The following is a 26,490-nucleotide window of genomic DNA, read 5'->3' on the forward strand; positions in this document are numbered from 1 at the left end:
GTCCTGGGATGGGGCGGGGGGATAGGACGGCCCCCGGGGCTCGTTGCCTTGGGAGGGGCGCTGCGAGCCGATGGGTGCAAGCTGGGGTCTTGAATGCTTACAGGAGAGAAGGTGCCAGATCGGACGGCCTCAGGTCTTTCGGATCTGCACCTTCATTTCGAGTTCGCATGATCGCGGTTGCCGGACAGACGCAAATCGACCAGCGTTCGGGCCTATCCTCGAGCAGCCAGCCTTGCATCCGTTGACGCGCCCGGATGCTGCACGCTCAGCTCATCCAGCAGCTCTCTGGCCGCTCTGAGCGCGCGGCTGTTGAACCCTTCGGTAAAACGGGCATAGGTCGGCGCGAGCAATTGCCACGCGTCCGCACCACGATCCTGCCGCCAAAGCCTTGCGAGGCAGGTCGCGGCAACCAGTTCCATGGCGAGCGCCGATTGACGCCGGGCCAGCTCAATCGACTCCTTGAGGCAGCGCTCCGCCTCCACCAAATCGGGGCTTCTCGCTGCGAGCAGCACTTCCGCCTTGGCACGCAGCAGTTCGGGCATGCAGAACAGGTCCTTGTTCTGCCCGACACGGGCGATTGCCAGATCGATCGTATCAAGCGCTTCCTTTTCTTGCCCGATCGTGGCGAGCGCCTGCGCCAGCGCGATGCGGAAATCCGCGAGCGAGCCATATCGATGGCTGTGCATGACTTCGAGCGCTCCGCGCAGCAGCGCGATCCCGGTTTCGACCTGGCCCTGCGCCACCAGGACAACGCCTTTTGTTCCGTAGCCAATCGTCTGGTACGGGCCCAGCGAGTGCTTGCTGGCTTCCAGGATAAGTCTGTCGGCGTATTCTTCGTAGTTCTCTGTTTCCGAGTTCCAGACAAAGATCGAGAATGCCCAAAGCAGCGCCATGCAGAGCTTGACGGGATGGCCGATACGCATCGTGTCGGCGATCGCTCGCCGCGCCGTGTCGACTGCCTGATCGGGATATCCCTGAAGCCAGAGGATACGAGCGAGCGTGATCCGTGCGCGACTGAAATAATCGTAGTTCAGGGGATCGTCGACATCAGGTTCAGATCCCGGCAGCTGCAGCAATGCCGATTCCACGTAGGAGCGAGCCAGCGGCGTGTCTCCTGCAAGATGGCAGGAGACACCGAGCGCAATCCGCATGTGCGCCAGTCGAATGCGGTCGCCGTGATCGGACGCGACGGCTTCGCCTCGCTGGGCGAGCGCCAGCGCTTCGCTGAAATTTCCTGTCCTCATCTGGAACACGTGAAGCCGCTCGATCAAACGAAGCTGGCTTGGTACGTCGCCGATCTCTTCGGCTATTCGAAGCGCTCGCGTCAGGAACGCGTGGACCTCGTCGGTGGTGCCCTTTGCGAGCAACAGCGCCAGGCCCAGGGCGGCGTGAAGATCGAGGTCATATTTCCGGCCGTGATTTGTCGCCTCAAGCTGCTCGATCGCGCGCTTCGCCCAGAACTGGCATTCGGCGAACAGGGACAATTTGAGAAAAAAGGGCATCGCCGCTGCGGCCAGGGCGACGCCTGTGGCGCGGTCGCCATGTTCGGAGAAGCACCAGGTCAGCGCGGCGCGTATGTTTGCGAATTGGTCGGCGATCGCCGCAAAGCCGTTCATTTCCGATGAGCCGGCCGGGTTGTTGCTGATCCCTTGCAGCAGACGCAGGAAATAGCGGGCATGCCGCCGCGCCGTCGCATCGCCATCCGCGCTGACGGCAAGGCGTTCCAGGGCATAAGCCCGTGCTGTATCCAGCAGCCTGTATCGTGTCGATGCGCCGCTTTTGCCTGTCGCAAGCATCGACTTCGCAACCAGGCTTGCAATGGCCCCGATCACCTCACCATCGTCAGCGTGCTCCGCGCCCGCAACGGAGCGGGCTGCTTCCAGGGTGAAGCTGCCGGCAAACACGGACATCCGCCGCAGCACCATGCGCTCGGGGTCCGACAGCAGCTTGTAGCTCCAGTCGAACGTCGCGCGCAGGGTCTGGTGCCGCGGCAGCACCGCGCGTTGTCCCTCGCCCAGGAGCTTGAACGCATCGTTCAGCAGCGCGACCGTGTCCTTGATATTTGAGGAGCTGGCGCGACTGGCGGCGAGCTCGATCGCAAGCGCAATGCCATCCAGCCTGCGGCAGATCTCGCCAACCAGGCGTGCGTCCGCGTCGCTCAGCTCGACGAACCGGCCACCGCTTGCAGCCGCGCGCTCCACGAAAAGCTGGACTGCAGGAAAGGCGAGCGCCTGCGCGGCCGTCAGGCCGCCGTCATCAGGCGGGCTTGAGAGCGGCTGCAGACGGTGAACATGCTCGCCCTCGACCCGAAGCGACTCCCGGCTCGTAGCCAGGACATGGAGCTGCGGCGCCTCCGCATAGAGCCGCTCGGCCAGCGCGGCGACTGTCTCGATCACATGCTCGCAACAATCCAGAATCAGCAGCATCCGCTTGTCACGAAGCAGGTTCACCAGACTGTCCGAAGGATTCCCGGCCTGACTGAGGAGGCCGAGCGTCGAGGCGACGACGTTTGGAACGAGTGCGGGGTCGTAGAGGGCCCCAAAGTCGAGGAAGCTGACCGCACCGGCGAACTCTTCGAGCAAGTCATGGCCGGCGGAGACCGCCACGGTGGTCTTGCCGACGCCGCCGGGGCCGACGATGGTGACGAAACGTTCGCTCCTCAGCTTGGCCGATATGTCGCGGACGGCCTGGTCGCGTCCCACCATCCGCGTCGGCCGCGCCGGCAGATTGTGAGGCGGCTCGGAGGTCGGTCCGATTGAGGGCGGTGCCTGGCTGCTCGGATGCGAAAGCCGCCCGACGAAGCAGTAGCCCTGTCCCGAAACCGTGGTCAGGTATCTCGCGCCTGCCTCGCCGTCGCCGAGCGCTTTTCGTAGGCCTGCGACCTGCACCCTGAGGCTACCTTCATCGACAATGACGTCGGGCCATACCCTGGCCAATAGGTCATTCTTGCTGACGACAGTCCCGGCCCGCTCGACCAGCGCGATGAGAAGATCAAGCGCCCGGCCGCCGAGCTGAATCGGACTGCCGTCCCGCTCCAGCCTCCTTTGCCCCACATGCAGCCGGAACGGGCCGAAGAAAACGGTCTCCGGCGCAGCCGAATCCTGACCGGCGTCGCGGACGGCACGTTGCGCGCGGTCGCCCATGTTCGGGACCTCAACCAAGCAAGTGGCCGACGCTCTCCGTCCTTCACTGCATGAGCTTGATGCGCACCGGAGCAACACGTCGCGGTGCCCGACCGAACCCAAATGACCTGAGATCGTCGAGGGACCAATGCCCTGCATCATATTGCTTTCCGGACCCCTAGCAACCTTAGCCAAAGGTGTTATCCGGATCGCTCCGCGTCCAAAGGTCGAAATAGGAATAATGTCGCTCCGCGCGGCAAGAGCGGCAATGCTCGCGCGAGCTGCCACGGCAGCGATGCCGATTTTCAATCGAATGATTGCAGATGACTATGACGCGGCGGCTGTCGCTGGTCGCGACGCCGCCTCAGGTCTTTTCACAGCGAAGCGTGACCGTTGGCGGCGAGGTCTGCGTGTCGTGCTCCGGGCCACCGCACGCGGAATGGGATCTTTGCCCGGACGCTTTGGTCGACCGGCGAGGCTGATGCGCCTCGGCTGGCGGTTCGCCAGCGCGCCGGCGTTTCTCCGGTGATGCGCTTGAAGACGGTCGAGAAATGCGCCTGGGTGCAGAAGCCTACCGCCAACGCGACCTCGGCGAGCGGCGTCTCGCCATCCGACAGGATCGCCTTCGCGCGCTCGACGCGCCGATGCAGCAGATATTCGCGCGGGCGAAACCCCGTCGCCGCCCGGAACTGGGCGGCGAAATGCATGCGGGACAGGCCGGCGGCCTTGGCCAGATCGGCGAGGCTGACGCCGCGATGGTAGTTTGCGTTGACGTACTCCTCGACCCGCCTGAGCCGCCATTTCGGCAGAGCGTTGACCTTGCTCCGCGGCGTCTCGAGCCGGGCAATATGCATCGCCAGCGTTTGGCCGATGCAGCGGGTGAACGCTGGATCCCTGGCATTGCCGCGCTCGATCAGCGCCCTGCCGAGCTGCTCGGCGAACGGGTCTCGCAGCAGGATGAGATCGGCCAGATCTTCGCTGGTCGAGCGCGGCTCGGCCGCCGCGCGCTGCCCGCGAAGATACTCGGCCGGGACATGGAAGTGCAGAAAGTCGTACGGGGCGTGAAACTGCGCAGCGAGCTGCGTCGAAGGCGCCGTGACATGCAGCGTGCCTGCCGGCATGACACCGTCGAAGATGACCTGACGTCCCCGTGTCAGGGTGAGGCGCGTGCTCTTTAAGGCGATCGCCACCACATATCGACCGGGCGGCGTTGCTGCCTCCTCGTATCGGGAACCGGTTTGCGAACCTGCCCAGCGCGAAATCGCGATCTCCCCAATCGCAGCCACATCATCCACTTTCAGGTCGCGCCATTTGCGCTCCTGACGAGGCCCTTCGGTATCGGGATGGACGTGGTGCGTTTCCGAGCGGATCGGGAGGCTGACGTGGGGATGGCCCAGCCTCTCGTTGAAAGCCTGCGTAAGCATCGCTCATCCTTTCTAGTTTCGGTCGGCCTGCTTCATCGCCTGCGACCGAGGAACTCTGCGAATGCAACGGTTGCGATGCTGACGAGCATAAGCCCTTCGCGCCATGATGCTCGTTATAGATGCTTAGCGGGTGTTAGATATTGCAAAGCGCCGTAGCGTGATCGCCTGCGCTCCGAGCGAATTTGCTTTACTTCTGAAAGAGTTGGTCGCGAATAAAACTGTGTAGGCAATCGTTAGTAGGACTGCGCATATACCTTCGTATAGCTTCCGCTTGCCGGCCCGAGCATTCGAGAACGAATGTGCGGTCTGAAAGTTTGCTTCTCTTCTGGGAAAAAACATCCGGCTACATTGTAGGGATTGTCAGGCATCGCTTGCGATGCGGCCGCATAGCGTCACAGCGACAGCAGCGTGGTCGTCGTCACCTGGGTCTTGCGTATCCAGGCGATCGGCAAGGTGAATTGAGATGCCGCTGCAGATCTCGGAATCAGCGGCACGTCCGGGAGGAATCCGCAAACGTTCTCTCTCAGGAATGCCCGTCGGGACGGTTCACCGCCGCTTTGATGTTTTCCGGCGACTCCACATAGTAGCCAGAATAGGTATCCACGAAGCAGAGATGGTCGTGGACCTTGTTAACGCCGGCGATGTTCTTGGCGAGAACGATGGCCGCCTTGCGCGTGCTGTCGTCGAAGATGACACCGTGGAGGTGAACGACGCCGTTGCGCACAGTGACCTGGAAGCCAGCGGGCCGCCAGTCCATGTCCCGGATCTGCCGCAGGATACTATCGCGGATATGCTGATCGTCAGCGGTCAGGTCGGGGATCTCCTCGGCGAGGCTCGCGACCGCCTGAAGGATATTGGCGCGCGTGATGATGCCGACGAGCATCTTGCCGTTCATCACCGGCAGGCGTTTCACGCCCTTCTTTTCCATGATGCCTACGAGCTCATCCAAGGGAGTTTGCTCGTCCACCGTGATCGGATCGGACGTCATGACGTCTTCGACCCGGCGGCCGCGTTCGTGCACGAAATCGATGGCCGCGCGCCCGGGCCCGGTGAAGAACTGCAGCCAGCTTGAGCGTCGTCGTCCGGTGCCGATCTCGCTGCGGCGAAGGAAGTCGCCTTCGGAGATGATGCCCTTGAGCGTACCATCTTCGCCCATCACCGGCAGGCCGCTCAGGTGGCAGCGCAGCATGATGTTGGCGGCATCCATGATGGATGCATGCGGACTGATGGTGATGACGTCCCTGGTCATGATCTCGTGGGCGCGCATGGCATGTCTCTCCGGGAGCTAGAGCGTTTCGAACGAAGCGGGATACCGGTTTGCATAGAGAAAACGCGTCAAACAAGAATCCAGAGCTTCGGTCATGGTTCAATCAGAACCGAAGCTCTAGTGCGACATCAGCGTCGGCGTGGTCATGGCGCGCAGCATGTCGCGCGTGACGCCGCCGAGCACGGTTTCCTTGAGGCGCGAGTGCCCATAGCCGCCCATCACCAAAAGATCGAGCGACTCGTCGGCCGCGAGCGAGAGGATGCCCGCTTGGATCTCGGAATCGTCCATCTTGAGCGAGGTCAGGCGGACCGGCACACCGGTTTGCGCCAGGTACCGCGCGAGATGCGTCGGCGACGCCTCGCTCGCCACGTTCTCGTCCTCGTTGACAGTGATGACCGTCACCGCGTCGGCCGCCTTCAGGAATGGCATGGCGTCATGCACAGCACGCGCCGCAAGGCGGCTGCCATCCCAGCAGATGCCGATCCGCTTTGCGGTGAACGCGCCCTTGAACATGTAGGGAATGAACAGCACCGGACCACCCGCCTCGAACAGGATTTCCTGGGCGAGATTGTTGTCGAAGGTGTCGCGATCTCTCTCGGGCTGCGACACGATCGTCAAGTCGTGCAGCCTCGCGGCCGCGCCGCCGATGTCGGCCGCCTCGCCCGGAAGCGCGCTGATGGCGCGACAGCGATAGCTGATGCCTGCATTCTTCGCCTGCGCCTCGAACACGCGCAGCGAACCTTCCGCGCGCTCGAGCGCGCGCTGCCGCTCGATCTCGTAGATCGAGGCAACCGCGGCACCACCTTCCGCAGCCATCGGTATGCTGCTTGCCTCGTAACCGATCGCGATTGCCTCGAGCTCGGCCTGGCATGCGGCGGCGAGCGATATGGAGCCATCGGAAACCGGACGCGCCGACAGCTCCGTGGGCACCAGCACCAGAATATTCCTGTACATGAACCTCTCCGTGATGACGACGAAAGCCGCCTGCGGGCGCTTATCGTTATTGGCCAAGTCACTATGTCAGCGCAGTTTGCGCCTTTGTTGACCCACATCAAAGGGCATTCGTCTTCCCTTCTCTATTGGTTCACGCGCGGAGCGCAGACGCAAGGGAGGATCGACATGGCACGCGTTGCATTGGTTACGGGCGGCGTTCGGGGCATTGGCGCCGCGATCGCACGGGCACTTCAATCGGCGGGTTACCGCGTCGCGGCGACCTATGCCGGCAACACCAGGGCTGCCGAGGCGTTTCATGCTGAAACAGCGATCCCGGTGTTTCAATGGGACGTCGGCGATTTCGCCGCTTGTGGCGCCGGCGTGAAGCAGGTGGAAGCCGAGCTCGGTCCGATCGAGATCCTCGTGAACAATGCCGGCATCATCAGCGACAGCAGCCTGCACAAAATGACGAAGGCGCAATGGGACGCGGTGATCAATACCGACCTCGATGCCCTGTTCAACATGTGCCGGTCCGTGATCGAGGGCATGCGATCACGAAAGTTCGGCCGCATCGTCAACATCGCGTCGATCAACGGCCAGAAGGGGCAGTTCGGACAGACGAATTATTCGGCCGCAAAGGCCGGCGAGCTCGGCTTCACGCGGGCGCTCGCGCTCGAAAGTGCGCGCCTCGGCATCACCGTCAACGCGATCTGTCCGGGCTACATCCACACCGAGATGCTGGATGCAGTCTCGCCGGAGGTCATGAAGGATGTGATCCTGCCGCAGATCCCGATCGGCCGGCTCGGCCGGCCCGAGGACATCGCGCGCGCTGTCGTCTTTCTCGCCGCCGATGACGCCGGCTACATCACGGGATCAACGCTGTCGATCAATGGCGGCCAATACATGGGCGGCTGAGCATTCGAAACCATATTGTACTGACGTTGTGATCATGGGTCCGGGCATCGAGAAGACCGAGCTACTGCAGCAGCTGCAGGACATGCACTCGAACATCATCCTTCGGGTCCAGGCGAGCGATCATCCGATCGACAAGGAGATCATCGCCCGCGGCCAGGAGTTTTTCGGCTTCGCCTGAACTACTATTCTGCGGGCGCGAGCTGTCCGCGGGGGCGTGCTGCAGCGGCCTCGCGCATCCGGACGCGGGCCCGCCGCTTGCGCCACCAAATCACCACGCCGGTCACCGACAGCGCCGCGACCACCAGCCCCATGATCGAGATCAGGATACGGCCGGGCAGTCCGAGAATGCGGCCGGAATGCAGGGGAAATTGTGCCTGCACGAAGATGTCGGCGGCGGTGCCGACCCACGGCAGTTTCTCGCCGATCAAGCGTCCGTCCTCACTGTCGTAATAGAGCTGTGCCGGGCCGACGCCGCCGGCGCCATGGTCGTCGCCCGGATGGAAGAAGGCCGCGGCATACACGCCGTGGGCCGGGCCATAGTTGATCGAACCGACCGGCGTGCTCCACCCGCGGCTTTTGCCGTCGGCCGCCGCACGCGCGGCGATGTCCGCAAACGTGACCTTGGGCTCGATCGGATCGTCGAGATGCCGATACGGGCGCTGCTCATAGGGAGTCGGGGTGTAGTTCGACACCGTTTTCATCAGCGGTGAGAACACCTCGAAATACAAATTGAGCGAGAACGCCGTGAACGCGATGACAAACAGCAGCGCCCAGGTCCAAAGGCTGAAGGCACGGTGAACGTCGAAATTAATGCGATAGGTGCTGCCCGAGGTCTTGATCTTCCAGGCCGGCGCCCAGCGCGCCCAGAAGCCGCGGCGAAGTTCACGCTGCACGGCAGGTGCGCGCTCTGCCTTAGGGCGACGGCGGGACGGCAGGGTGAGATAGAAACCGACGGAGCAATCGATGGTCCAGATGATGGCGATGATGCCAAGCAGGCGCATGCCCCATCGATCGCTACCCCAGAACTCCGGAATGTGCATGGTGTAATGCAGCTTGTAGAGGAACGAGACGAAGTTCGCACGCGTCACCGGCCACACCGCGCCCCAGTAGCGCCGGCCGAGTTCTGCTCCGGTGTTGGGATCGAGGAAGACCTGATTGTAATCGATGTCAAATCGCTTGCCGGTGACGGGATCGATCCGCGGCAGCACGAAGAACCAAAGCGACTCGCCTTGTTCCGGCGTCATGAACATGTAGACGACGCGCGCTCGCGGGTCGCGCTGTTCGATCAGCTTGACAAGATCGACGGAGGGAATGGCGGGACCGTTGCTGGTCACGTCGAACAGGTGCTTGTTGAGCACGTCGTCGATCTCGTGATCCCACGAGATGATCGCGCCGGTGATGCCCGAAAAGAACAGAAAGCCGGCAGTGAGAAGGCCGGCCCAGCGGTGCAGTCGTCCGAAGATCGATCTCATGGTCTTCGCCCACTCTCGGGTGGTTTGCCCTAAATCATCAAACATCGTCACCGCAGGTCGATGACGTAGTCGTCGTGGTGCGCAGCCGTCGACTCACCATCGATAGGTCAGCTTTGCGATCGCCTTGCGGCCTTCGGCATAGAAGCAACTCGTGGTGCCGTAGCAGGCCGCGACAAAGCGGTTGTCGGCAATGTTGGTGACGTTCAGGGCGAACCGATAGTTGTCCCTGGTGTAGGCGAGCAGTGCATCGACCGCGGTCGACGCCGGCACCTTGAAGGTGTTTGCATCATCGCCGAAGGTCGAGTCGACGTAACGAATGCCGCCACCGATCTGGAGACCGGCAAGCGGGCCGTCCTGCACCGTGTAGTCGGTCCACAGCGAGAACCGATTGAGAGGCACTGTGGGTGGCGCCTTGCCGACGTTGACGGGGTCCTGGGTGACCACGGCGTCGATGTAGGAATAGGCGGCACGGATGTTGACGCCTTCCCGCAGTGTGGCGGTGCCTTCGAGTTCGATACCGCGCGATTTCACCTGTCCCGTCTGCTCGGCAAAGTTGAATGGAGGCGCGTAGGTGACGACGTTGGACCGGGTCAGATCGAACGCCGCCAGGGTGATCAGCGCATTGATGCCGACGGGTTGATACTTCACGCCGACTTCGTACTGGACGCCAGTTTCCGGCTTCAGCAACTCGCCGGCCGCATTGACGCTGAGGACTGGCAGGAACGATTCGGCGTAGCTGAAATACGGCGCGATACCGTTATCGAGATTGTACATCACCGCCGCACGACCGGTGAACGCCGAAGCGTCCGTCGTGGCGGAGGACCTTTGGAGATAGTTGTCGAGATCGGTGGTGACGAAGTCCTGCCGCCCGCCGAGCAGGAACGAGAGGCCGCCGATCCTGATCTGATCCTGTGCATAAAGACCAAACTGCGACTGCTTGATGCCTGTATCGTCATATGGGCCGTCATAAGTCCACGTGTTGGTATAGACAGGCGCAAACACGTTGATCTTTCCGGTGCTGTACGATGAAGCGGAATCCCGGAATGACGTGTTGCGATAATCCATGCCGAACAGGGTGGTGTGACTGAGTATGCCGGTCACAAACTTGCCCTGGAGTTGGTTGTCGACGGCGAAGGAATTGATGGTCGAGTCTCCGGCACTGCCGGCGCGCGACATCAGGCCTGCGGCTTCGTCAGCCGCTGAGGCGTAGCCCGTGCCATAGAAGCTCCGCTGTTCGTTGTGCATCCACGAGTAACGCAGGTTCTGCCGGAAGGTGATGGCCTCGTTGATGTCGTGCGAGAGCAGGTAGCCTGCCGAGCTCTGTTCGGTATCAAACTGGTTGAAGTTCGGTTCGCCGCCGAAAAACGTAACTGGGATGATGCGGCCGTTGTTGGGGAACACCGTGCCCGATGGCGGCAGGAACTGCAGGCCCCAGCCGGCCTGATCTCTCTGGTAGTTGGCCAGCAGCGTTATCGTGGTGTCATCGTTCGGCTTGAACGTGACGGCCGGCGCGATGAAGATGCGGTTGTCCTTGGTGAAGTCGACCTGGGTTTCGCCGTCGCGGACCACGCCTGTCAGGCGCCACAACACGGTGCCTTCCTTGTTGGCAGCGCCGCCGACGTCAAATTGTCCCTGATAGCGGTTGAAGCTGCCGCCCGACACCGAAATCTCGCCGAATTGTTCGGCCGTCGGCAGCTTGCTGACATAGTTGAGGATGCCGCCGGTGCCGCTGCCGCCATACATCGCCGACGATGGGCCTTTCAGCACTTCGAGCCGCTCGGCGCCGTAGGGGTCGAGGCCGAGGAAGTGCACGTAGTTGCTGCTGGGTAGCCGCAGGCCGTCGAGATAGAGGCCAGACATGGTCATATCGAAACCGCGGATCTGCAAGCCTCCGAAGCGCGTATCCGATCCGCCGTTGACGTCGCCGCTGACGCCCGCGGTGTAGCGCAGTGCGGCGCCGACCGATTCGACACCCTGGTTCTTGATCTGGTCGGTGGTGATAACGGAGATCGACTGCGGGGTTTCGATGATCGGCGTGTCGGTCTTGGTCGCGGTGCCGGTGCGGGTTGCAACGAAGCCTTGAACCGGACCGTTGGCGCGCTCACCGGCGCCAGGCCCTGACGCGGTCGCGATCGGTGCAGCTTGCGGCGCACGAGCGGCGCGATTGGCACGTGCGGTGCGCGTGGTTGTCGCACGGCGGGACGGCTGGGCCGCAGCGGAACGTGCACGCTGCGGCGGTGCATCCACAGTGATTGCAGGGAGTGACGACTGCGCCCGCGCGTCACCGGTCGGGAAGGACAGAGGGAGTGCGCTGACTGCTCCGAGGCAGATCATTCGCATGAGTTGCAGTCGAGTGATGGGAAGCGAATGGGGTCCTGTTGCCACGCTGCGATGCCCGAAGTCTTGCCGGCTTGGCCGGTATAATTTTGATGCTTCGCTCTATCGCAGCTATCTTCGGAGTACGATGGGTGGTTCGTAGAATCGCTCCAGACTTGTGCGGTTCGAGTGCAGCTTGTTCCTGGAGTCCGAAGAGAGCGGATGCGGGCTGCGACGATTTGCCCGTTGCATGGTTCGACTGCAATCGAGCTCACGATGAATTCTCTCTCGAAGTGTCATCCATCTTTGCGTTTGGGAAATGATCTTTGCGCGAATGCTTCGTGTTTGACGCAGCTCAAACGGCTCGCAAAGGCGATAGCGTAAACGGAGCCAACGGAGATTGGCATGACAGCACAGGCAATCGATTCCCAAGTCGTCCCATTCGAGCCGGTCAGGCCGCCGTTGCAGGTCGGTGCGGCGGTCCCCGCGGTACGAGCACCGTTCGAGCCGCTATCGGCGTTCGACATGATCGATCACCTCGCCCATGCCACGATCGCCCGCTGGACCGGCGGGTTGTCCCCGGCCGCGTTGACGCTGGCACTGCTCGACTGGCAGCTCCATTTGGCGATCTCGCCGGGCAAGCAGCTTACGCTGACACGGGATGCGATCCGCGACGCGATGCAGTTTTTCGAGACACTCGCCAATCCGCATCCGGTCTACCGCACCTGGAGCCTGATTGCGCCGGCGCCGAACGACCGGCGGTTTTCAGAGCCGGACTGGGAATTGCCGGCCTTCAACCTGCTGGCGCAGGCATTCCTGCTGACCGAGCGATGGTGGCAATCGGCCACCACCGATGTCCATGGTGTGGCGCGGCAGGGTGCGGCGATCGCCGATTTTGCGATCAGGCAGTGTCTGGACGTGCTGGCGCCGACCAATTTCGCGCTGACCAATCCCGAGGTGCTGCGCAAGATCATCGAGACCGGGGGCGGCAACTTCGTCGGCGGCCTGCACAACTGGCTTGAGGACTGGAAGGCGCTGGTGACCGGTCACGGCGCGGCCCATGAATTCGTCGTCGGCCAGAACGTCGCCGTCACCAGCGGCAAGGTGGTCTATCGCAACGAATTGATCGAACTGATCCAGTATTCGCCGACCACGCCTGAAGTCCGTCCCGAGCCGATCCTGATCGTGCCGGCCTGGATCATGAAATACTACATCCTCGATTTGTCGCCGCACAATTCGCTGGTCCGTTTCCTGGTCGAGAACGGCTTTACGGTGTTCATGATATCCTGGCGCAACCCGACGCCCGAGGACCGCGACATCAGTCTCGATGACTACCGTCGGCTCGGCGTCGACGCCGCGATTGAGGTCATCAACCGGATCGTCCGCGGGCAGCCCATTCACGCCACCGGTTATTGTCTCGGTGGTACGCTGCTGTCGATCGCGGCGGCGCGGCTGAACAAGGAGAAGCCGGATTGCCTTCGTACCGTGACACTGCTTGCGGCGCAGACCGACTTCACGGAAGCCGGCGAACTCACGCTCTTCATCAATGAAAGCCAGGTCGCGTTCCTTGAGGACATGATGTGGCAGCGCGGCGTGCTCGAGACCACGCAGATGGCGGGCGCGTTCCAGATGTTGCGTTCCAACGACCTGATCTGGTCCCGGATGATCCGCGACTACCTGATCGGAGAGCGGCAGCCGCTCAGCGATCTGATGGCATGGAACGCGGATGCAACCCGCATGCCCTATCGGATGCATTCGGAATACCTCCGCCAGTTCTTCCTCAACAATGATCTTGCCGAAGGGCGTTATCGCGTCGACGGCAAGCCGATCTCGCTGTCCGACCTGCATTCGCCGATGTTCGTCGTCGGCACGCTTCGCGATCATGTCGCGCCCTGGAAATCGACCTTCAAGATCCATTTCCTCGGCGATGCCGACACGACGTTCGTGCTCACGAACGGCGGCCACAACGCCGGCATCGTCGCGTCTCCCGACGAGCCCTGGCATTCGTACCAGATCCTGACCAAGCTGAAGGATGGACTCTATATCGGGCCCGATGAATGGCTGAAGGTCGCGCCAAAGCGCGAGGGCTCCTGGTGGCACGAATGGGTTGAGTTCCTGAATGCCCATTCCGGCGAACCGGTTTCGCCGCCGCCCATGGGCGGATGCGGCAGGGACGCCAGCGCGCTGGAGGATGCGCCTGGCCAGTACGTGCTGCAGCATTAGCGGCGAGGCGTCACCTCCCCTTGAAAAAGGGGAGGTCGGTTTGCGCGGCTACGCGCAAACCGTGTGGGGATCCTGCTTCCACGAGTCGTGCTCTCACGACCGCCTGCATCCGTGGCTGGACCCCCATCCCAACCTTCCCCCTTTCAGGCCTGAAAGGGGGAAGGAGTTGCGTCGGGCGCAAGCGGCGAGGTGTTTTCTTTTCAAGAGCGGGAGGAGACGAAGAACCATCATCGGTCCGATCTATGCTCCCGTGTGGCATCCCGCGGAAGATGCCGTACGCTCCGCTCCAATGTCTCCTCCGGCGTTCCCGATGCATCGACGATCGCCCAATCGATGACACCCGTGTCGATGCGTTCCTGAAACAGCGCCACATCCTGGTTTGCGTCGGATGCATCGTTCCGGCGCGCGCCGATGCGCGCGAGGCGGACGGAGGTTTCGGCAACCAGGAATATGCCGAAGAAATCGACGCCGCAGGAAGCCGTAAGCGGGCGAAGCTGGTTTCGCTCGTCTTGTTTCAGGAACGCTGCGTCGACCACGGCGGAAAGTCCCTGAGCCAGCACGCATCGCGCGCGATCAAGCATCTCGCCATAGACACGTTCGGACGTTCCGGGCGCATAGGCCGCCTCGGGTAGTTTGACGAGCGGGTCGACGCCAAAAATCTCCTTGCGGATCACGTCCGAGCGCAGCAGCACCGCGCCGGGTGCAGGCTGGACCAGTCCCGAAATAGCTCGCGCCAGAACGCTCTTGCCGGTGCCGGAGCGACCGCCGATCGCAATCAGCGACGGTTTTCCCGGCGCAGTCAGATCGAGCGCGAGCCCGAAATACGACTGCGCATCCGACAGCGCGGCCGCACCGGCGCCCTGCGCATGCTTGGTCAGGAGCACATTGGCCCTGATAGCTGCGCGGATGGACAGGAACAGCGGCAGCAACGCAAGCGCGCCGGCGTTCTGCCGCCAGGTCGCCTGCAGATAGAAGTTCAACAGGCGGTTCGCGGCAGCGCGGTTGCCGAAATGCAGCAGGTCCATCAGTGGAAAAGCGAAGTCGTAGAGCACGTCCGTCGTGGCGATGACGGGATCGAATTCGATCGCATCGAACAGGCGGGGCTTGCCGTCGATCATCACGATGTTGCCGAGATGCGCGTCGCCATGGCATCGGCGCACCATGCGAGCGGCGGCGCGGTGTTTCAGAAGCGCTTGGTTTTCGGCGAGCCGGTCGCAACTCAGGACGTGAAGACGCTCGACGTCCGCGCTCGCAAGTGCGGCGTGGCCGCGAAACGCTGTCGTGTTGTGCTCGATGAGGCTCGGAAGCGACGCGAGCCAGGTCTGGCCATCCGAAACCGGCGCGCTATGGTGGGACGCCGCGAGCGCCTCGGCCAGCGGCTCGGCGAGTCCCGGTGTGATCTCGCCTCTAGCCGCCAGATGGTCGAGCGTTTGGTTCTCGTCGAACCGCGCCATCTCGACCGCCCACTCGATGACATCCCCCTTGCCGTTGATTTCAGGGCCAGTTTCGCCTTCCGTGATCGGCACCACGCCACGATAGATATCCGGCGCGAAACGCCGGTTGACGGCTATCTCCTCCTCGCAGGCATGCTTGCGCTTATCGAGCGAGGAGTAGTCGAGATAGGGCAGCCTCACCGCGCGCTTGATCTTGTAGACGCGGTCGGGCCACAAGAACACGATCGAGCCGTGCGTGTCGACGCGCTGCGTATCGTGGCCGCCGGACGGCTTGCCGAGGAAATCCAGCACGCGATCCTGGCCGGTTGCGCCTTGATGGTGGGACGATGGCGTCATGGCCGCAACACCGCCGCGCCGACGAGATTGCCGCTGCGCAAGCGCGTCAGCGCCTCATTGGCCCGATCCAGCGGAAATGTGGTCGTGGTCGTCTCGATGCCCGCCTGGCGTGCCACTTTCAGAAAATCCCTGCCGTCCTGGCGCGTCAGGTTGGCGACCGAGACGATCTGCCGCTCGCCCCAGAGAATATCGTAAGGGAAGGACGGAATGTCCGACATGTGGATGCCGGCGCAGACGACGCGGCCGCCCTTGCGCAAGGCGCGCAATGCCTGCGGCACCAGGGCGCCAACCGGCGCATAGATGATTGCGGCATCGAGTTCGGCCGGCGGTTTATCGCCGGAGGCGCCTGCCCAGTCGGCGCCAAGCGATAGAGCGAGCTGCTGCGCCTCGGTGTCACCCTCGCGCGTGAAGGCGTAGATCTCGCGGCCCTGCCAGCGCGCCACCTGCGCGATGATGTGGCCAGCCGCGCCGAAGCCGTAGATGCCGAGGCGCCTGCCGTCGCCGGCCATCACCAGCGAGCGCCAGCCGATCAGACCGGCGCAGAGCAGCGGTGCCAGCGCGACATCGTCGCCATCCTCGCCGAGCGGAAAGCAGTAGCGCGCATCGGCAATCAGGTGGCTCGCAAAGCCGCCATCGCGCGTGTAACCGGTGAAGCGCGGATGGTCGCAAAGATTCTCCTTGCCCTCGCGGCAATAGGGGCAGGCGCCGCAGGTGAAGCCGAGCCAGGGCACGCCGACGCGCGCGCCGGGCGCGAGATCGTCAACACCTTCGCCAAGCGCATCAATCCGTCCAACGACCTCGTGGCCCGGGACAATGGGATAGCGGATGTCGGGTAGTTCGCCATCGACGACATGCAGGTCGGTGCGGCAAACGCCGCAGGCGGAGACCTTGACGCGCACCTCGCCCGGCCCGGGCGACGGATCGGGACGCTCTTCAAGCACGAGCGGCGCGTTGGATGCCTGCAGGACCATGGCATACATCAGAAATACCTCTCTGAGGCCACAAGGGCTGATGATTTCTTCAAATCATCCCGCTCTGTATTGTTTCTCGAGCATCACCCCCGCAGAAACATTCGCGCTTACCGCAACGGAGAACTTGCCCACTTTTTCGGACCAGTTCCAGTCTGCCGGACGCGAGCACAGATTCGTTTGATTTCGCTCAACCTCCACGCTTCCGGTTCGCGTGGGCAGCGGATTACACCTCTCTCGGTATGCCCCTCGGACGATACGGGCTGCAAACTGGAACCATCGTTACGGGCTTGCGGCACCTTGGCTGCTCTTGGGCGTTATATGGTCGGGACTGCATCGGTCAGGTCAACGAGCAGTACGGAGGAAGGATGGCTGTCGAGACGGAACTGAAATTCCGCGTCGCCGCGCACGACCTCAGATCTCTCGCCGGCTGGCGCATTCCCGGTGGAAAAATCGGTGTGCGGTCGGACAGCGATCTTGTCTCGACCTATTTCGATACCGGGAAACACAAGCTAAGGCGCCACGGCTTGACGCTTCGCGTGCGGCAAAACGGCGACACGAACATCCAGACGGTCAAGTCGGCAAACGGCGCGGGGCTTGGCCGAGGCGAATGGGAAGCCGAGATCAAGAACAGCGCGCCCGACCTTCGTGAAGCCGATGGTAGTCCGCTCGCGCCGCTCGCCTCCGGCAAGCTGCGCCGCAAACTGAAGCCCGTCTTCAAGACGTCGGTTCATCGCACCATCGTTCCGATCCGAACCCGGAGGAGCGAGGTCGAACTCGCCATCGATCGGGGAAGGATCGTCGCGGGACACCGTGCCAGCCCGATCGAGGAACTCGAACTTGAGCTGAAAAGCGGCCGGCTGACTGACCTGTTCCGTATTGCCAGAGCGATCGAGCGACGGTCGGGCGCCGAGCTCGACTTGCGGTCAAAATCGGACCGCGGCTATGGCCTCGCGCAAGGTAGCGAGGAACAGGTCGTGTTCGCTGACCCGATCGAATTGGATGCCGACATGACGGCGAGCGAGGCGTTCCGGGTCATCGCCCGCGGGACGGTTCGTCATTTCTCCGGAAATGCGGACGCGGTCCGCAACCTTGATCCGGAAGGCGTTCACCAGATGCGGGTGGGACTCCGCAGGCTGCGCGCGGCGATCTCGCTGTTTGCGAAGGTGCTGCCTCATGCGAGGACGGGAGCCGTCAAGCGTGAGCTGAAGTGGCTCACGGGCGAGCTCGCGCCTGCGCGCGAAATCGACGTGTTCATCAAGGAGCAGGTCGAGCCGATCACGCTGGACCGCGCACTGAGCCGCGGCGGCGAGGCAATCAAGGACGAATTCGGCGAGAAGCGCGCCCACGCCTTCGCGCGGGCGAAGAAAGCGGTGAACTCGGAGCGCTTTCGCAGGCTGCCGGTCGACACGCTGGAGTGGATCGAGTTGAAGCCGGCCTCGCCAGCCAAGCACGGGGACGTCCCGATCGAAAAATTTGCGACCGACGTTTTGCACCGCCGTACCAGGAAGGCACGCAAGGAAGGCCAGCGTCTTGACCGGCTGTCTCCGCGCGCACGGCACAAGCTCCGGATCAGGATCAAGAAGATCAGGTATGCGGTAGACTTCTTCGAGGGGCTTTTTCCGGCCAAGCGCGAGCGAAAGAGGCTTAAACGCCTGTCCAGCCATCTCAAGAAGATCCAGGATGCGCTTGGTGCGCTCAATGACTTCGTTGCGCACCGGAAGATGGCGCTGGCGGCGGCGCTGCAGGCTCCACGCAGGAACAGGCGGGCGCGGGCACTTGCGGCCGGCGTGGTGGTTGGCCGGGAGGACGAGGCGGTCAAGCCGCTGATGAAGACGGCCCTCAAGGAGGCGCGACGGCTGCAAGTTGCGTGAATTCGGCGGCGTCTACTTCGATTTGCCGGGCATCACGCGCGTGCTGCCGACGACATCCGCTTCCCATCCGAACACGGAGCGTCCGCCAAGCGCAGGTGATCGGGTGCGCTCTTGCGCGACGAACGCATCGAACGATGGACCGGTTGCGGTTCGCTCCAAGAGGCGCGCCTGATTGTCGAGGCGCTTCAAAGCCTGCATCTCCTCGTCGCGGCCGAGGCTCACCTGCTGCACGGCGGATTTCAGCACGCGGATTGTCTCGTCATAGACCTTGATCGGCACAGGATAGGGATGGCGGTCCTTGCCGCCGTGGGCGAGCGAAAACCGCGCGGGATCCTTGAAGCGGTAGGGCGCGCCGTGCACGACCTCGGCGACCATCGCGAGTGATTGCACGGTGCGCGCGCCGATGCCCGGCGTCAGCAGCAATTCCGGGAAATCGCGCGGACCGCATTCGGCCGCCGCCGCCAGCGTCCCGTGCAGGCGGCGCGTGAACACGTCGCTGGCGCGCACGTCGTGATGCGCGGGCATGATCAGGTGCGGCAGCTCCGGCTGCGCGTCGGGCTGCTTCGACAGCGCGGCATATTCGCGCGCGATGCCGTCGGGACCGAGCGTGCCGAGCAGATCGAGCTGCGTTGAGCGCGAACGTTCGGCGCGGTGGTCGGTCAGGTTGATAATCTCGCCCTGCGCGGGACCGTCGATGGCGCTGTGCGGCTCGTCGACGAAGCTGCGCAGATTTTCGGAATGCCAGTGATAGCGGCGTGCCTGCCGCTTGTCGCCATTCATGCCCTGCTGCACCACGGTCCACTTGGCGTCCTCGGTGACGAAGAAGCCGTGCAGGTAAAGCTCGAAGCCGTCCTGGACGGCGGCGCTGTCGACCTTGGCCACCAGTCGGCTGGCGCGGGTCAGCGCGGCGCCGTCGAATCCGGTGCGTTCGCTGAGCGCGGTCAGTTCGTCCGGCGTGCGGCGCGAGTTGCTGCCACGGCCGCCGCAGACATAGATGCCGAGCTCGCCTTGCAGCGGCGCGAGCCCGCGCTTCAATGCGCCGATCACGGAGGTGGTGATTCCAGAGGAATGCCAGTCCATCCCCATGACCGCGCCGAACGATTGGAACCAGAACGGATGGGCGAGGCGCTGCAGAAATTCCTCGCGCCCGTAGTGATGGACGATCGCCTGCGTGATGATCGCACCGAGTGCGGACATGCGCTGTCCCAGCCACGCGGGCACGCGCCTGTTGTGGAGCGGAAGGTCGGCGCTGCCGGTTCGTCGTGCCATGGGGCTCCCGATGTTGAATCAGGCTGAGTGTAGCAGCTAACTACACCTCTCCCATAGGGAGAGGTCGCGCCAAAGGCGCGGGTGAGGGGATCTGCTCTATCGAGGGACCGGAACCCCTCACCCGGCGCTGCGCGCCGACCTCTCCCTCTGGGAGAGGTGAAGGTGGCGGTCAGTCGCGCATCGTACGCAAGGTGATGGAATAGCGCGGCGACTCTACCGCTGGGATGCTGTGCTCCCAAACGTCGCGCGCGGCGCCCGAGAGCAGGTAGATCGACCGGGGCTGCGCCTCCAGCGTGAAGCGCTCCCACTTGTCGCCGGCCGGACGGCGGAAGCGGAACTTGCACGGTGATCCCAGCGACAGCCCGAAGATCCGCTCGAACTGCGGCTTGTCGCGGTGCCAGCCGATGCCGACGCCGGTGTCGTATTCGGTGCAGAGCACCTGGGCGATCTCGGTCTGTGACCCGCCGAACGCCTCGATGCGCTCGATCAAGGGGCCGAGCCAGTCGGGAATGAAGTCGGTTTCGCGCAGCCGTCGCTCCGTATAGTCATAGCGGAATCCGAACGAGGCCACCCGCCGCTTGCCCTGATACTGGCCGAACTGGAACGGCTGCAGCGGAAGCGCTGCGATGCGCGCGATCAGTTCCTGCTCGACTTCTGGCGAAATGAAATCGGCAGCATAGCGCAATCCCTCCGGCGCGGACGACGTGGAGGAATTGTCGGCAAAAAGGGCGAGCTGCTCGGTCAAGCCGGCGGTCCTTATCTCGGCATGGCAGGGTCACGCCTTAATATAGGTCGGAGTAGCGCGGCATGAAGGGCCGCCAATCAGGGCGCCGGACCAGGCGCTGCGGCCCTTCACATGGGCATCCATCACTCCGCGGCCATCTCCTGCGCGCCGCCGAGCAATTTCACATTGAGCCGGCCGCCGGCGAACAGCATGTCGTCGAGCGCCTCGTCGATGTCGGCTGATATCACCGATTTGCCGCCGTCACGCGCGATGCTGGCCTGCGCGAGGCGCCGCATCAGCTCCTTGATGAAGGCGGCGCTGACGCCATCCGTGCGCCGCACCGCTTCATCGACCACGCTCTCGTCAAGTGGCAGACTCTTGCCATAGAGCCGCACCAGCTTGCCGCGGCCGATTGCATCGGGCAGGGGCACCTCGATCGCCTGGTCGATGCGGCCGGGACGGCCTGCCAGCGCGCTCTCGAGCTCCTCGGGCCGGTTGGTCGTGAGGATGAACAGGACGTCGGCGTCCTCTTTCAACCCGTCCATTTCGTTGAGCAGCTTGTTGAGCAGCGATTCCTCGCACGGGCCCATATATTCGCGGTCACTGGCGATCAAGTCAACGTCCTCGATCACCACTATCGCCGGCTGCAGCAGCCGCGCCAGGCTCATGTAAGCGCTGAGGAGTCCGACCTGCTCCGCCGTGATGATCAATGTCGTGTGGCCGGGCAGGTTGGTGGCGAGATAGCGGATCGTATGGGTCTTGCCGGTGCCGGGCGGGCCATAGAGCAAAACGCCCTTGCGCGTGGACTGGCCGAGCTCTCGCAACTTGTCGCGGCTGCCGACAAAGCTGAGCACGTTGCGATCGAGCAGCCTCAGCGTCCGCTCGGGCAGGATCACCGCCTCGCGATCGACCGGCGGCAGCCGATGGACCATGATGCCATGCGATCGCCCGCGATAATCGTCATCGGCGTCGAAGGAGAGGATCTTGCCGCGATAGGACCGCGCGGCCCGCACGGCCCGTTCCAGCTCCGCGAAGCAGCGCCGCACCAACGCCTCTCCGGCGGCGCCGGCGGGCACCGCGATCTCGATGCGGATTCCTGCTTCGCGGCCGAATTCGCGATGTTGGCCGAGCAGCGCTGCGTAACGGAGCCCATCGATTTCGCAGAGCCACAATCCGTTGTACAGGGATCGTACCGGTGCGGCCTCGCCGACATCGATATCCTGATACTGTGGTGGCGCGATCTCCTGCGCATTGCGGCCCTCTTTCATCAGGCCAGCAAACGTCAATGTCTCGTAGCGGTGTTCTTCGTGAATGCCGAAGAAGCAAATGGGCGAAGCGAACAGCCTGTCGATCGCGGCCTGGATGTCAGCGCGCATGTGGCCGGGAAATTGGCGTGCGGACGTCACCAGCCGGCTGCGCGGAATCCCATGAAAATGCCATTGCAGCGCAAGATGGGAGTAGTCGAACTCTTCCTCCGGCTCCGGCTCCGGCTCCGGCTCCGGTTCCGGCTCTGCCTCCGGGGTTGCGGGTTCGCTGGCGATGTAAAGGTGGTGCCCGGCGCTACGGATGCGCTCTTTCGCGGCATTGAGCAGCGTCGCGGCCATTGGCGCCGGATAGGGACCGCAGGCGGCCTTGCCGTTGCTTTCGATCTCCGACACGAACGCGGCGATGTCGCCCTCCGACCTGCCGAACACGTCTCGCAGCAGGTCCCTGACGAACTCCTCCGGCGTGTCATCGTCATTGTGGAAGACAAGCCGAACCGACTCGGCGCTGGCGAAAACGTCTCGCATGAAAGCCCCCGAACGCAACGATAAATAGTAAGAACAAAAGTAGAACATCATGAAACAAAGCGTGCGTCAAGCGGCTCGAATCAGAAAAAGCCGCAGGCGCTTCGCACGACCGCGTCGACACATCTTCGGCAGATTGACGGCGCACAGACCGCGATACCGATTCGCCAGCCATGCGACTGCGCTTGTGAACTGCCTCTCGCTGCGGCTTGATCAGATCGGCGCGCATGGTCCATAAGCGGCGTCCTCGCGACCGACGGTTCGGTTGCTTCGAAGTTGTTCAGGGGAATTGCGTGGCAAAGATTCATCAGCAGATTGCGCAAGAGCTTGGCGTGCGCGAACAGCAGGTCGAGGCGGCCGTCACGCTGCTCGACGGCGGCGCCACGGTGCCGTTCATTGCCCGCTACCGCAAGGAATTGACCGGCGCGCTCGATGACGCGCAGTTGCGCACGCTGGAGGAGCGGCTCACCTATCTGCGCGAACTCGAAGAGCGTCGCACCGCGATCCTCAATTCGATCAGCGAGCAGGGCAAGCTCGATGCTGCGCTCGAAGCGCAGATCATGGCCGCCGACAACAAGGCGCGTCTGGAGGACATCTATCTTCCCTACAAGCCGAAGCGTCGCACCAAGGCCGAGATCGCCAAGGAGGCCGGGCTTGAACCGTTGTCCGAGCTGTTGCTGACGCAGCCGCAGCATGATCCAAAAGCTCGGGCGAAGCCCTTCATCGACGCCGAGAAAGGCGTGGCCGATGCCGCCGCGGCGCTCGAAGGCGCGCGCGCCATCCTGGTCGAGCGCTTCGACGAGGATGCCGATCTGATCGGCGCACTGCGCGAGGAGGTATGGGCGAACGCGCGCATGGTCTCGACCGTGCGCAAGGGCAAGAAGACCGAAGGCGAGAAGTTCAAGGACTATTTCGATTTCAGCGAGCCGCTGCACAAGCTGCCGTCGCACCGCATCCTGGCGCTGTTCCGCGGCGAGAAGGAAGAGATTCTCGACCTGCAGATGCAGCCGGAGGCAGAGCCGCCGGTGGCCGGCGTGCCCAGCGCTTATGAATTGAAGATCATGAAGCGTTTCGGCATTTCCGATCTCGGCCGCGCTGGCGACAAATGGCTGATCGAAACCGTGCGCTGGGCGTGGCGCACCAAGATCCAGGTGCATCTCAACATCGACCTGCGCATGCGGCTGTGGACGGCGGCGGAGACCGAAGGCGTGCGGGTGTTCGCCTCCAACCTGCGTGACCTGCTGTTGGCGGCGCCGGCCGGCGCGCGCGTCACCATGGGGCTCGATCCCGGCTACCGCACCGGCGTCAAGGTCGCCGTCGTCGATGCGACCGGCAAGGTGCTGGCAACCACCGCGGTGTATCCGCACGAGCCGCAGCGGCAGTGGGACGAGGCGCTGGCGATCCTCGGCAAGCTCGCGATCCAGCACCGCGTCGACCTGATCGCGATCGGCAACGGCACCGCCTCGCGCGAGACCGATAAGCTCGCGACCGAGCTGGTGAAGCGGCTGCCGGATTTGAAGATGACGAAGATCGTCGTCTCCGAGGCCGGCGCTTCCGTCTATTCGGCCTCTGCCTATGCGTCCGACGAACTGCCCGGGCTCGACGTCACCCTGCGCGGCGCAGTGTCGATCGCGCGGCGCCTGCAGGATCCGCTCGCCGAGCTCGTGAAGATCGATCCCAAGGCAATCGGCGTCGGCCAGTATCAGCATGATCTCGGCGAGAGCAAATTGGCGCGCTCGCTCGACGCCGTGGTGGAGGACTGCGTCAACGCCGTCGGCGTCGACGTCAACACCGCCTCCGTCCCGCTGCTGTCACGGGTGTCGGGCATCGGACCGGGCTTGGCGCAAAGCATTGTGCAGCACCGCGACTCGAACGGCCCGTTCAAGTCCCGCAAGGCGCTGAAGGAGGTGCCGCGGCTGGGGCCGAAGGCGTTCGAGCAATGCGCTGGCTTCCTGCGGATCAATGACGGCGAGGATCCGCTTGATGCTTCCGGTGTGCACCCCGAAGCCTATCCGGTGGTGCGCCGGATTCTCGCGGCGACCAAGAGCGACATCAAGGCGCTGATCGGCAACGGCGAGATCGTGCGCCAGTTGAAGCCGCAGTCATTCGTCGACGACACCTTCGGTCTTCCGACCGTCACCGACATCCTGCGCGAACTGGAAAAGCCCGGCCGCGACCCGCGTCCGGCGTTCAAGGCCGCGGTGTTCAAGGAAGGCGTCGAGGAAATCAAGGACCTTAAGGTCGGCATGATCCTCGAGGGCACCGTCACCAACGTCGCCGCCTTCGGCGCGTTCGTGGATATCGGCGTGCACCAGGACGGGCTGGTGCACATCTCGGCGATGTCCAAGACCTTCATCAAGGATCCGCGCGAGATCGTCAAACCCGGCGACATCGTCAAGGTGAAGGTGATGGACGTCGAAGTCGCCCGCAAGCGCATCGCTCTGACGCTGCGGCTCGACGACGAGACCGGCAAGAAGGATTCGAAGGGTTCATCGCGCGATGTCTCTCGCGGGCCGATGAAATCCTCCGCGCCGCGCAAGGGCGAGGGGCAATCCGGCGGCGCCTTCGCCGACGCCTTCCGCCGCGCCAGCGAGAAGAACGGCAAGCCATTGCGCTAGTACTTATTGCGCTAGTACTTGGCGCTAGTGCTTGTCTCGGCTCCCGCGAGAGCCAGGATAGGCGCCATCGCTCGCCTTTATCAGGATCAGACGCGGAAGCTAACTTCCGTGTCAGAATCTGTCACCTTTGTCAGTTGAAGTCGAAGGAGCATTTGGCTCTCCTGATCCTCCTCTTGTTGCGGCGTGATGCGTCGCTGCAATTCAACCAGGGAGGAATCGGGATGAAGAGCAAGCTCGTCAATTCCCTTATCGCGGGTGCGCTCACGACCGCGCTTGCGCTGGCATCGCCGGCCCTCGCTCGCAGTGGCTTCGGGGGCGGTGGAGGCGGCGGCGGCTTTCGCGGCGGCGGGATGGGCGGCGGCTTCCACGCTGGTGGCATGGGCGGAGGCTTCCGCGGCGGCATGGGCGGAGGCTTCGGCGCCAGGACGGGCGGTTTCGGCGGCGGGATGCATGCCGTGGGCGGAGGAACACGTTTCGGCGGCATGGGTGGAGGAACGCGTTTCGGCCGCATGGGCGCCGGTCCGCGCTTCGGTGCCATCGGCGGGGGTCCGCGTTTTGTCGGCGGGCGGTTTGGCGGTCCGCGTTTTGCGGGCTCGAGGTTTGCCGGTGCGCGCTTCGCGCATGCCGCATTCTCGCCGCGTTTTCCGCGCGCCGGCTTTCGGCATGGCTTCCACCGTCGCTTCGTCCATCGTCGCTTCAATCGTTTTGCGTTCTTCGGCGCGCCGTTCGCCTACGCCGCTTACGACGATTGCTGGCGCCGGGTGTGGACGGGATATCGGCTGCGGTGGGTCAACGTCTGCGGCTACTACGACTACTAGCTGCCGAACCGCAGTGTGATGATCGCGAGATGGCACCTTCCGGCGAGTCGAGCCGGGCGGGTGGGCGATGATCGTCACACTGATGTGAGCCGTCCCGCGCAACCATCGGAGTACGATAAGCGTCTCCGATAAAGCCGCGCGACTTTCCGGCTTGCAGGAACGTCGCGTGCCCTTGGCCAGTCGTTCGGAAAAGAAGACCATGACGGGAGGCCATCGCCGCATTCTGGTCGTCGAGGACGATCCGGAAACCGCCGGGCAACTCACCGAGCAGCTCACGAGCAGCGGCTACCAGGTGGATCTGGCCGCGAGTGGCGGCGAGGCCCTGCGTCGCGGCGCGTCTTGCGACCATGCCGTGATCACGATCGACCGCATGCTTCCCGATATTGACGGCATCACGGTGATGCGTCAACTACGCGATGGCGGCGTCGCCGCCCCCTTCCTGATCATCAGCGCGCTTGGCGAGGTCGATGATCGGGTGCGCGGCCTGCGCGCCGGCGGCGACGATTATCTGGTCAAGCCTTTCTCCTTCGTCGAATTGCTGGCGCGGCTGGAAGCGCTTGGCCGGCGCAGTGAGACCATCGCCAAGGACACCATCCTGCGGGTCGGCGATCTCGCGATCGACCTGATCTCCCGCACCGCCTACCGCCACGGCAAGGACATTCCGCTGCTCCCAAAGGAATTCCAGCTTCTTGAGTATCTGGTCCGCAACGAAGGCCGCGTCGTGTCCCGCGCGATGCTGCTGCAGCACGTGTGGGATCTTCACTTCGATCCCTCGACCAATATCATCGACGTCTATGTCGGACGCGTACGTCGCAAGGTCGACGATCAGCAGGCCTATCCGCTGATCCATACGGTCCGCGGCGTGGGGTACTGTCTCCGTGCTCCTGGCTGATACACTGAGGTCAACGACCTTCAAGCTGGCGCTGGTCGCGATTGTGACCTTTGGTCTGATCGCCTCCGCCATCTTCAG

General features: G+C 63.5%; 18 protein-coding genes. 7 read left to right on the plus strand and 11 right to left on the minus strand.

Annotation, left to right across the window (positions count from 1 at the left end; translation table 11 throughout):
- Positions 1-212: 212 nt before the first annotated feature.
- From J6497_RS03355 to J6497_RS03370, 4 genes are all read right to left on the minus strand, one after another.
- Complete coding sequence (locus J6497_RS03355; protein WP_225702812.1) at positions 213-3,143, minus strand: ATP-binding protein; 2,931 nt, start codon at positions 3,141-3,143, stop codon at positions 213-215.
- Positions 3,144-3,496: 353 nt separating this feature from the next.
- Positions 3,497-4,315: an AraC family transcriptional regulator gene (locus J6497_RS03360; protein ID WP_376708159.1), complete on the minus strand. Its 819-nt coding sequence runs from the start codon at positions 4,313-4,315 to the stop codon at positions 3,497-3,499.
- Between the two features lie 754 nt (positions 4,316-5,069).
- Complete coding sequence (locus tag J6497_RS03365) at positions 5,070-5,813, minus strand: CBS domain-containing protein (RefSeq protein ID WP_225702813.1); 744 nt, start codon at positions 5,811-5,813, stop codon at positions 5,070-5,072.
- 117 nt (positions 5,814-5,930) lie between these two features.
- On the minus strand, positions 5,931-6,767 hold the full coding sequence (locus tag J6497_RS03370) for a universal stress protein (protein WP_225702814.1): 837 nt from the start codon (positions 6,765-6,767) through the stop codon (positions 5,931-5,933).
- A 165-nt stretch (positions 6,768-6,932) separates the two neighbouring features.
- Here J6497_RS03370 and phbB point away from each other — a divergent pair, with 165 nt between their 5' ends.
- Both phbB and J6497_RS03380 read left to right on the plus strand, forming a co-directional pair.
- Positions 6,933-7,661, plus strand: coding sequence for an acetoacetyl-CoA reductase (gene phbB, locus J6497_RS03375; protein WP_225702815.1), 729 nt, complete (start codon positions 6,933-6,935; stop codon positions 7,659-7,661).
- Between the two features lie 34 nt (positions 7,662-7,695).
- On the plus strand, positions 7,696-7,839 hold the full coding sequence (locus J6497_RS03380) for a hypothetical protein (RefSeq protein ID WP_225702816.1): 144 nt from the start codon (positions 7,696-7,698) through the stop codon (positions 7,837-7,839).
- A gap of 4 nt (positions 7,840-7,843) precedes the next feature.
- Here the strand turns inward: J6497_RS03380 and fsrB are convergent, their stop codons facing one another.
- Both fsrB and J6497_RS03390 read right to left on the minus strand, forming a co-directional pair.
- Positions 7,844-9,133 (minus strand): siderophore utilization protein FsrB, encoded by a 1,290-nt coding sequence (gene fsrB / locus J6497_RS03385; RefSeq protein ID WP_225702817.1) that lies wholly within the window; start codon positions 9,131-9,133, stop codon positions 7,844-7,846.
- A 93-nt stretch (positions 9,134-9,226) separates the two neighbouring features.
- A complete protein-coding gene (locus tag J6497_RS03390; RefSeq protein ID WP_225703207.1) occupies positions 9,227-11,467 on the minus strand; it encodes a TonB-dependent siderophore receptor in 2,241 nt (746 codons plus the stop codon).
- A 387-nt stretch (positions 11,468-11,854) separates the two neighbouring features.
- Between J6497_RS03390 and J6497_RS03395 the strand changes: the two genes are divergently transcribed.
- Positions 11,855-13,672, plus strand: coding sequence for a PHA/PHB synthase family protein (locus J6497_RS03395; RefSeq protein ID WP_225702818.1), 1,818 nt, complete (start codon positions 11,855-11,857; stop codon positions 13,670-13,672).
- Positions 13,673-13,899: 227 nt separating this feature from the next.
- Here the strand turns inward: J6497_RS03395 and J6497_RS03400 are convergent, their stop codons facing one another.
- Positions 13,900-15,462: a bifunctional aminoglycoside phosphotransferase/ATP-binding protein gene (locus J6497_RS03400; RefSeq protein ID WP_225702819.1), complete on the minus strand. Its 1,563-nt coding sequence runs from the start codon at positions 15,460-15,462 to the stop codon at positions 13,900-13,902.
- Complete coding sequence (locus J6497_RS03405) at positions 15,459-16,442, minus strand: zinc-dependent alcohol dehydrogenase family protein (protein ID WP_225702820.1); 984 nt, start codon at positions 16,440-16,442, stop codon at positions 15,459-15,461. Before J6497_RS03405 ends, J6497_RS03400 begins: the two co-directional genes overlap by 4 nt.
- Before the next feature lie 356 nt (positions 16,443-16,798).
- On the opposite strand from J6497_RS03405, the gene J6497_RS03410 reads away from it, so the two are divergent.
- Complete coding sequence (locus J6497_RS03410; RefSeq protein ID WP_225702821.1) at positions 16,799-18,304, plus strand: CYTH and CHAD domain-containing protein; 1,506 nt, start codon at positions 16,799-16,801, stop codon at positions 18,302-18,304.
- 12 nt (positions 18,305-18,316) lie between these two features.
- On the opposite strand, the gene J6497_RS03415 is transcribed toward J6497_RS03410, so the two are convergent.
- From J6497_RS03415 to J6497_RS03425, 3 genes are all read right to left on the minus strand, one after another.
- The gene (locus tag J6497_RS03415; protein ID WP_225702822.1) at positions 18,317-19,573 is read right to left on the minus strand and encodes a DUF763 domain-containing protein; all 1,257 of its coding nucleotides are present in this window, start codon (positions 19,571-19,573) and stop codon (positions 18,317-18,319) included.
- 169 nt (positions 19,574-19,742) lie between these two features.
- Positions 19,743-20,318, minus strand: coding sequence for an alpha-ketoglutarate-dependent dioxygenase AlkB (locus J6497_RS03420; RefSeq protein WP_225702823.1), 576 nt, complete (start codon positions 20,316-20,318; stop codon positions 19,743-19,745).
- 122 nt (positions 20,319-20,440) lie between these two features.
- Positions 20,441-22,087: an ATP-dependent Clp protease adaptor ClpS gene (locus tag J6497_RS03425; RefSeq protein ID WP_225702824.1), complete on the minus strand. Its 1,647-nt coding sequence runs from the start codon at positions 22,085-22,087 to the stop codon at positions 20,441-20,443.
- Between the two features lie 290 nt (positions 22,088-22,377).
- On the opposite strand from J6497_RS03425, the gene J6497_RS03430 reads away from it, so the two are divergent.
- From J6497_RS03430 to J6497_RS03440, 3 genes are all read left to right on the plus strand, one after another.
- Positions 22,378-24,702 carry a Tex family protein gene (locus J6497_RS03430; RefSeq protein ID WP_225702825.1) on the plus strand — a complete coding sequence of 775 codons (2,325 nt, stop codon included), beginning with the start codon at positions 22,378-22,380 and terminating at the stop codon, positions 24,700-24,702.
- 221 nt (positions 24,703-24,923) lie between these two features.
- A complete protein-coding gene (locus J6497_RS03435; protein ID WP_283844385.1) occupies positions 24,924-25,520 on the plus strand; it encodes a hypothetical protein in 597 nt (198 codons plus the stop codon).
- Positions 25,521-25,719: 199 nt separating this feature from the next.
- Positions 25,720-26,412 (plus strand): response regulator transcription factor, encoded by a 693-nt coding sequence (locus tag J6497_RS03440; protein ID WP_225703208.1) that lies wholly within the window; start codon positions 25,720-25,722, stop codon positions 26,410-26,412.
- Positions 26,413-26,490 lie beyond the last annotated feature (78 nt).

Origin of the sequence: Bradyrhizobium cenepequi, from assembly GCF_020329485.1 — a bacterium.
Taxonomy (GTDB): Bacteria; Pseudomonadota; Alphaproteobacteria; order Rhizobiales; family Xanthobacteraceae; genus Bradyrhizobium; species Bradyrhizobium cenepequi.

Bases quoted from the DNA above. Each gene is read 5' to 3' on its own strand.
- J6497_RS03355 (WP_225702812.1), bottom strand. From the start codon at position 3,143: ATGGGCGACCGCGCGCAACGTGCCGTCCGCGACGCCGGTCAGGATTCG.
- J6497_RS03365 (WP_225702813.1), bottom strand. From the start codon at position 5,813: ATGCGCGCCCACGAGATCATGACCAGGGACGTCATCACCATCAGTCCG.
- J6497_RS03370 (WP_225702814.1), bottom strand. From the start codon at position 6,767: ATGTACAGGAATATTCTGGTGCTGGTGCCCACGGAGCTGTCGGCGCGT.
- phbB (WP_225702815.1), top strand. From the start codon at position 6,933: ATGGCACGCGTTGCATTGGTTACGGGCGGCGTTCGGGGCATTGGCGCC.
- J6497_RS03380 (WP_225702816.1), top strand. From the start codon at position 7,696: ATGGGTCCGGGCATCGAGAAGACCGAGCTACTGCAGCAGCTGCAGGAC.
- fsrB (WP_225702817.1), bottom strand. From the start codon at position 9,133: ATGAGATCGATCTTCGGACGACTGCACCGCTGGGCCGGCCTTCTCACT.
- J6497_RS03390 (WP_225703207.1), bottom strand. From the start codon at position 11,467: ATGATCTGCCTCGGAGCAGTCAGCGCACTCCCTCTGTCCTTCCCGACC.
- J6497_RS03395 (WP_225702818.1), top strand. From the start codon at position 11,855: ATGACAGCACAGGCAATCGATTCCCAAGTCGTCCCATTCGAGCCGGTC.
- J6497_RS03400 (WP_225702819.1), bottom strand. From the start codon at position 15,462: ATGACGCCATCGTCCCACCATCAAGGCGCAACCGGCCAGGATCGCGTG.
- J6497_RS03405 (WP_225702820.1), bottom strand. From the start codon at position 16,442: ATGTATGCCATGGTCCTGCAGGCATCCAACGCGCCGCTCGTGCTTGAA.
- J6497_RS03410 (WP_225702821.1), top strand. From the start codon at position 16,799: ATGGCTGTCGAGACGGAACTGAAATTCCGCGTCGCCGCGCACGACCTC.
- J6497_RS03415 (WP_225702822.1), bottom strand. From the start codon at position 19,573: ATGGCACGACGAACCGGCAGCGCCGACCTTCCGCTCCACAACAGGCGC.
- J6497_RS03425 (WP_225702824.1), bottom strand. From the start codon at position 22,087: ATGCGAGACGTTTTCGCCAGCGCCGAGTCGGTTCGGCTTGTCTTCCAC.
- J6497_RS03435 (WP_283844385.1), top strand. From the start codon at position 24,924: ATGAAGAGCAAGCTCGTCAATTCCCTTATCGCGGGTGCGCTCACGACC.
- J6497_RS03440 (WP_225703208.1), top strand. From the start codon at position 25,720: ATGACGGGAGGCCATCGCCGCATTCTGGTCGTCGAGGACGATCCGGAA.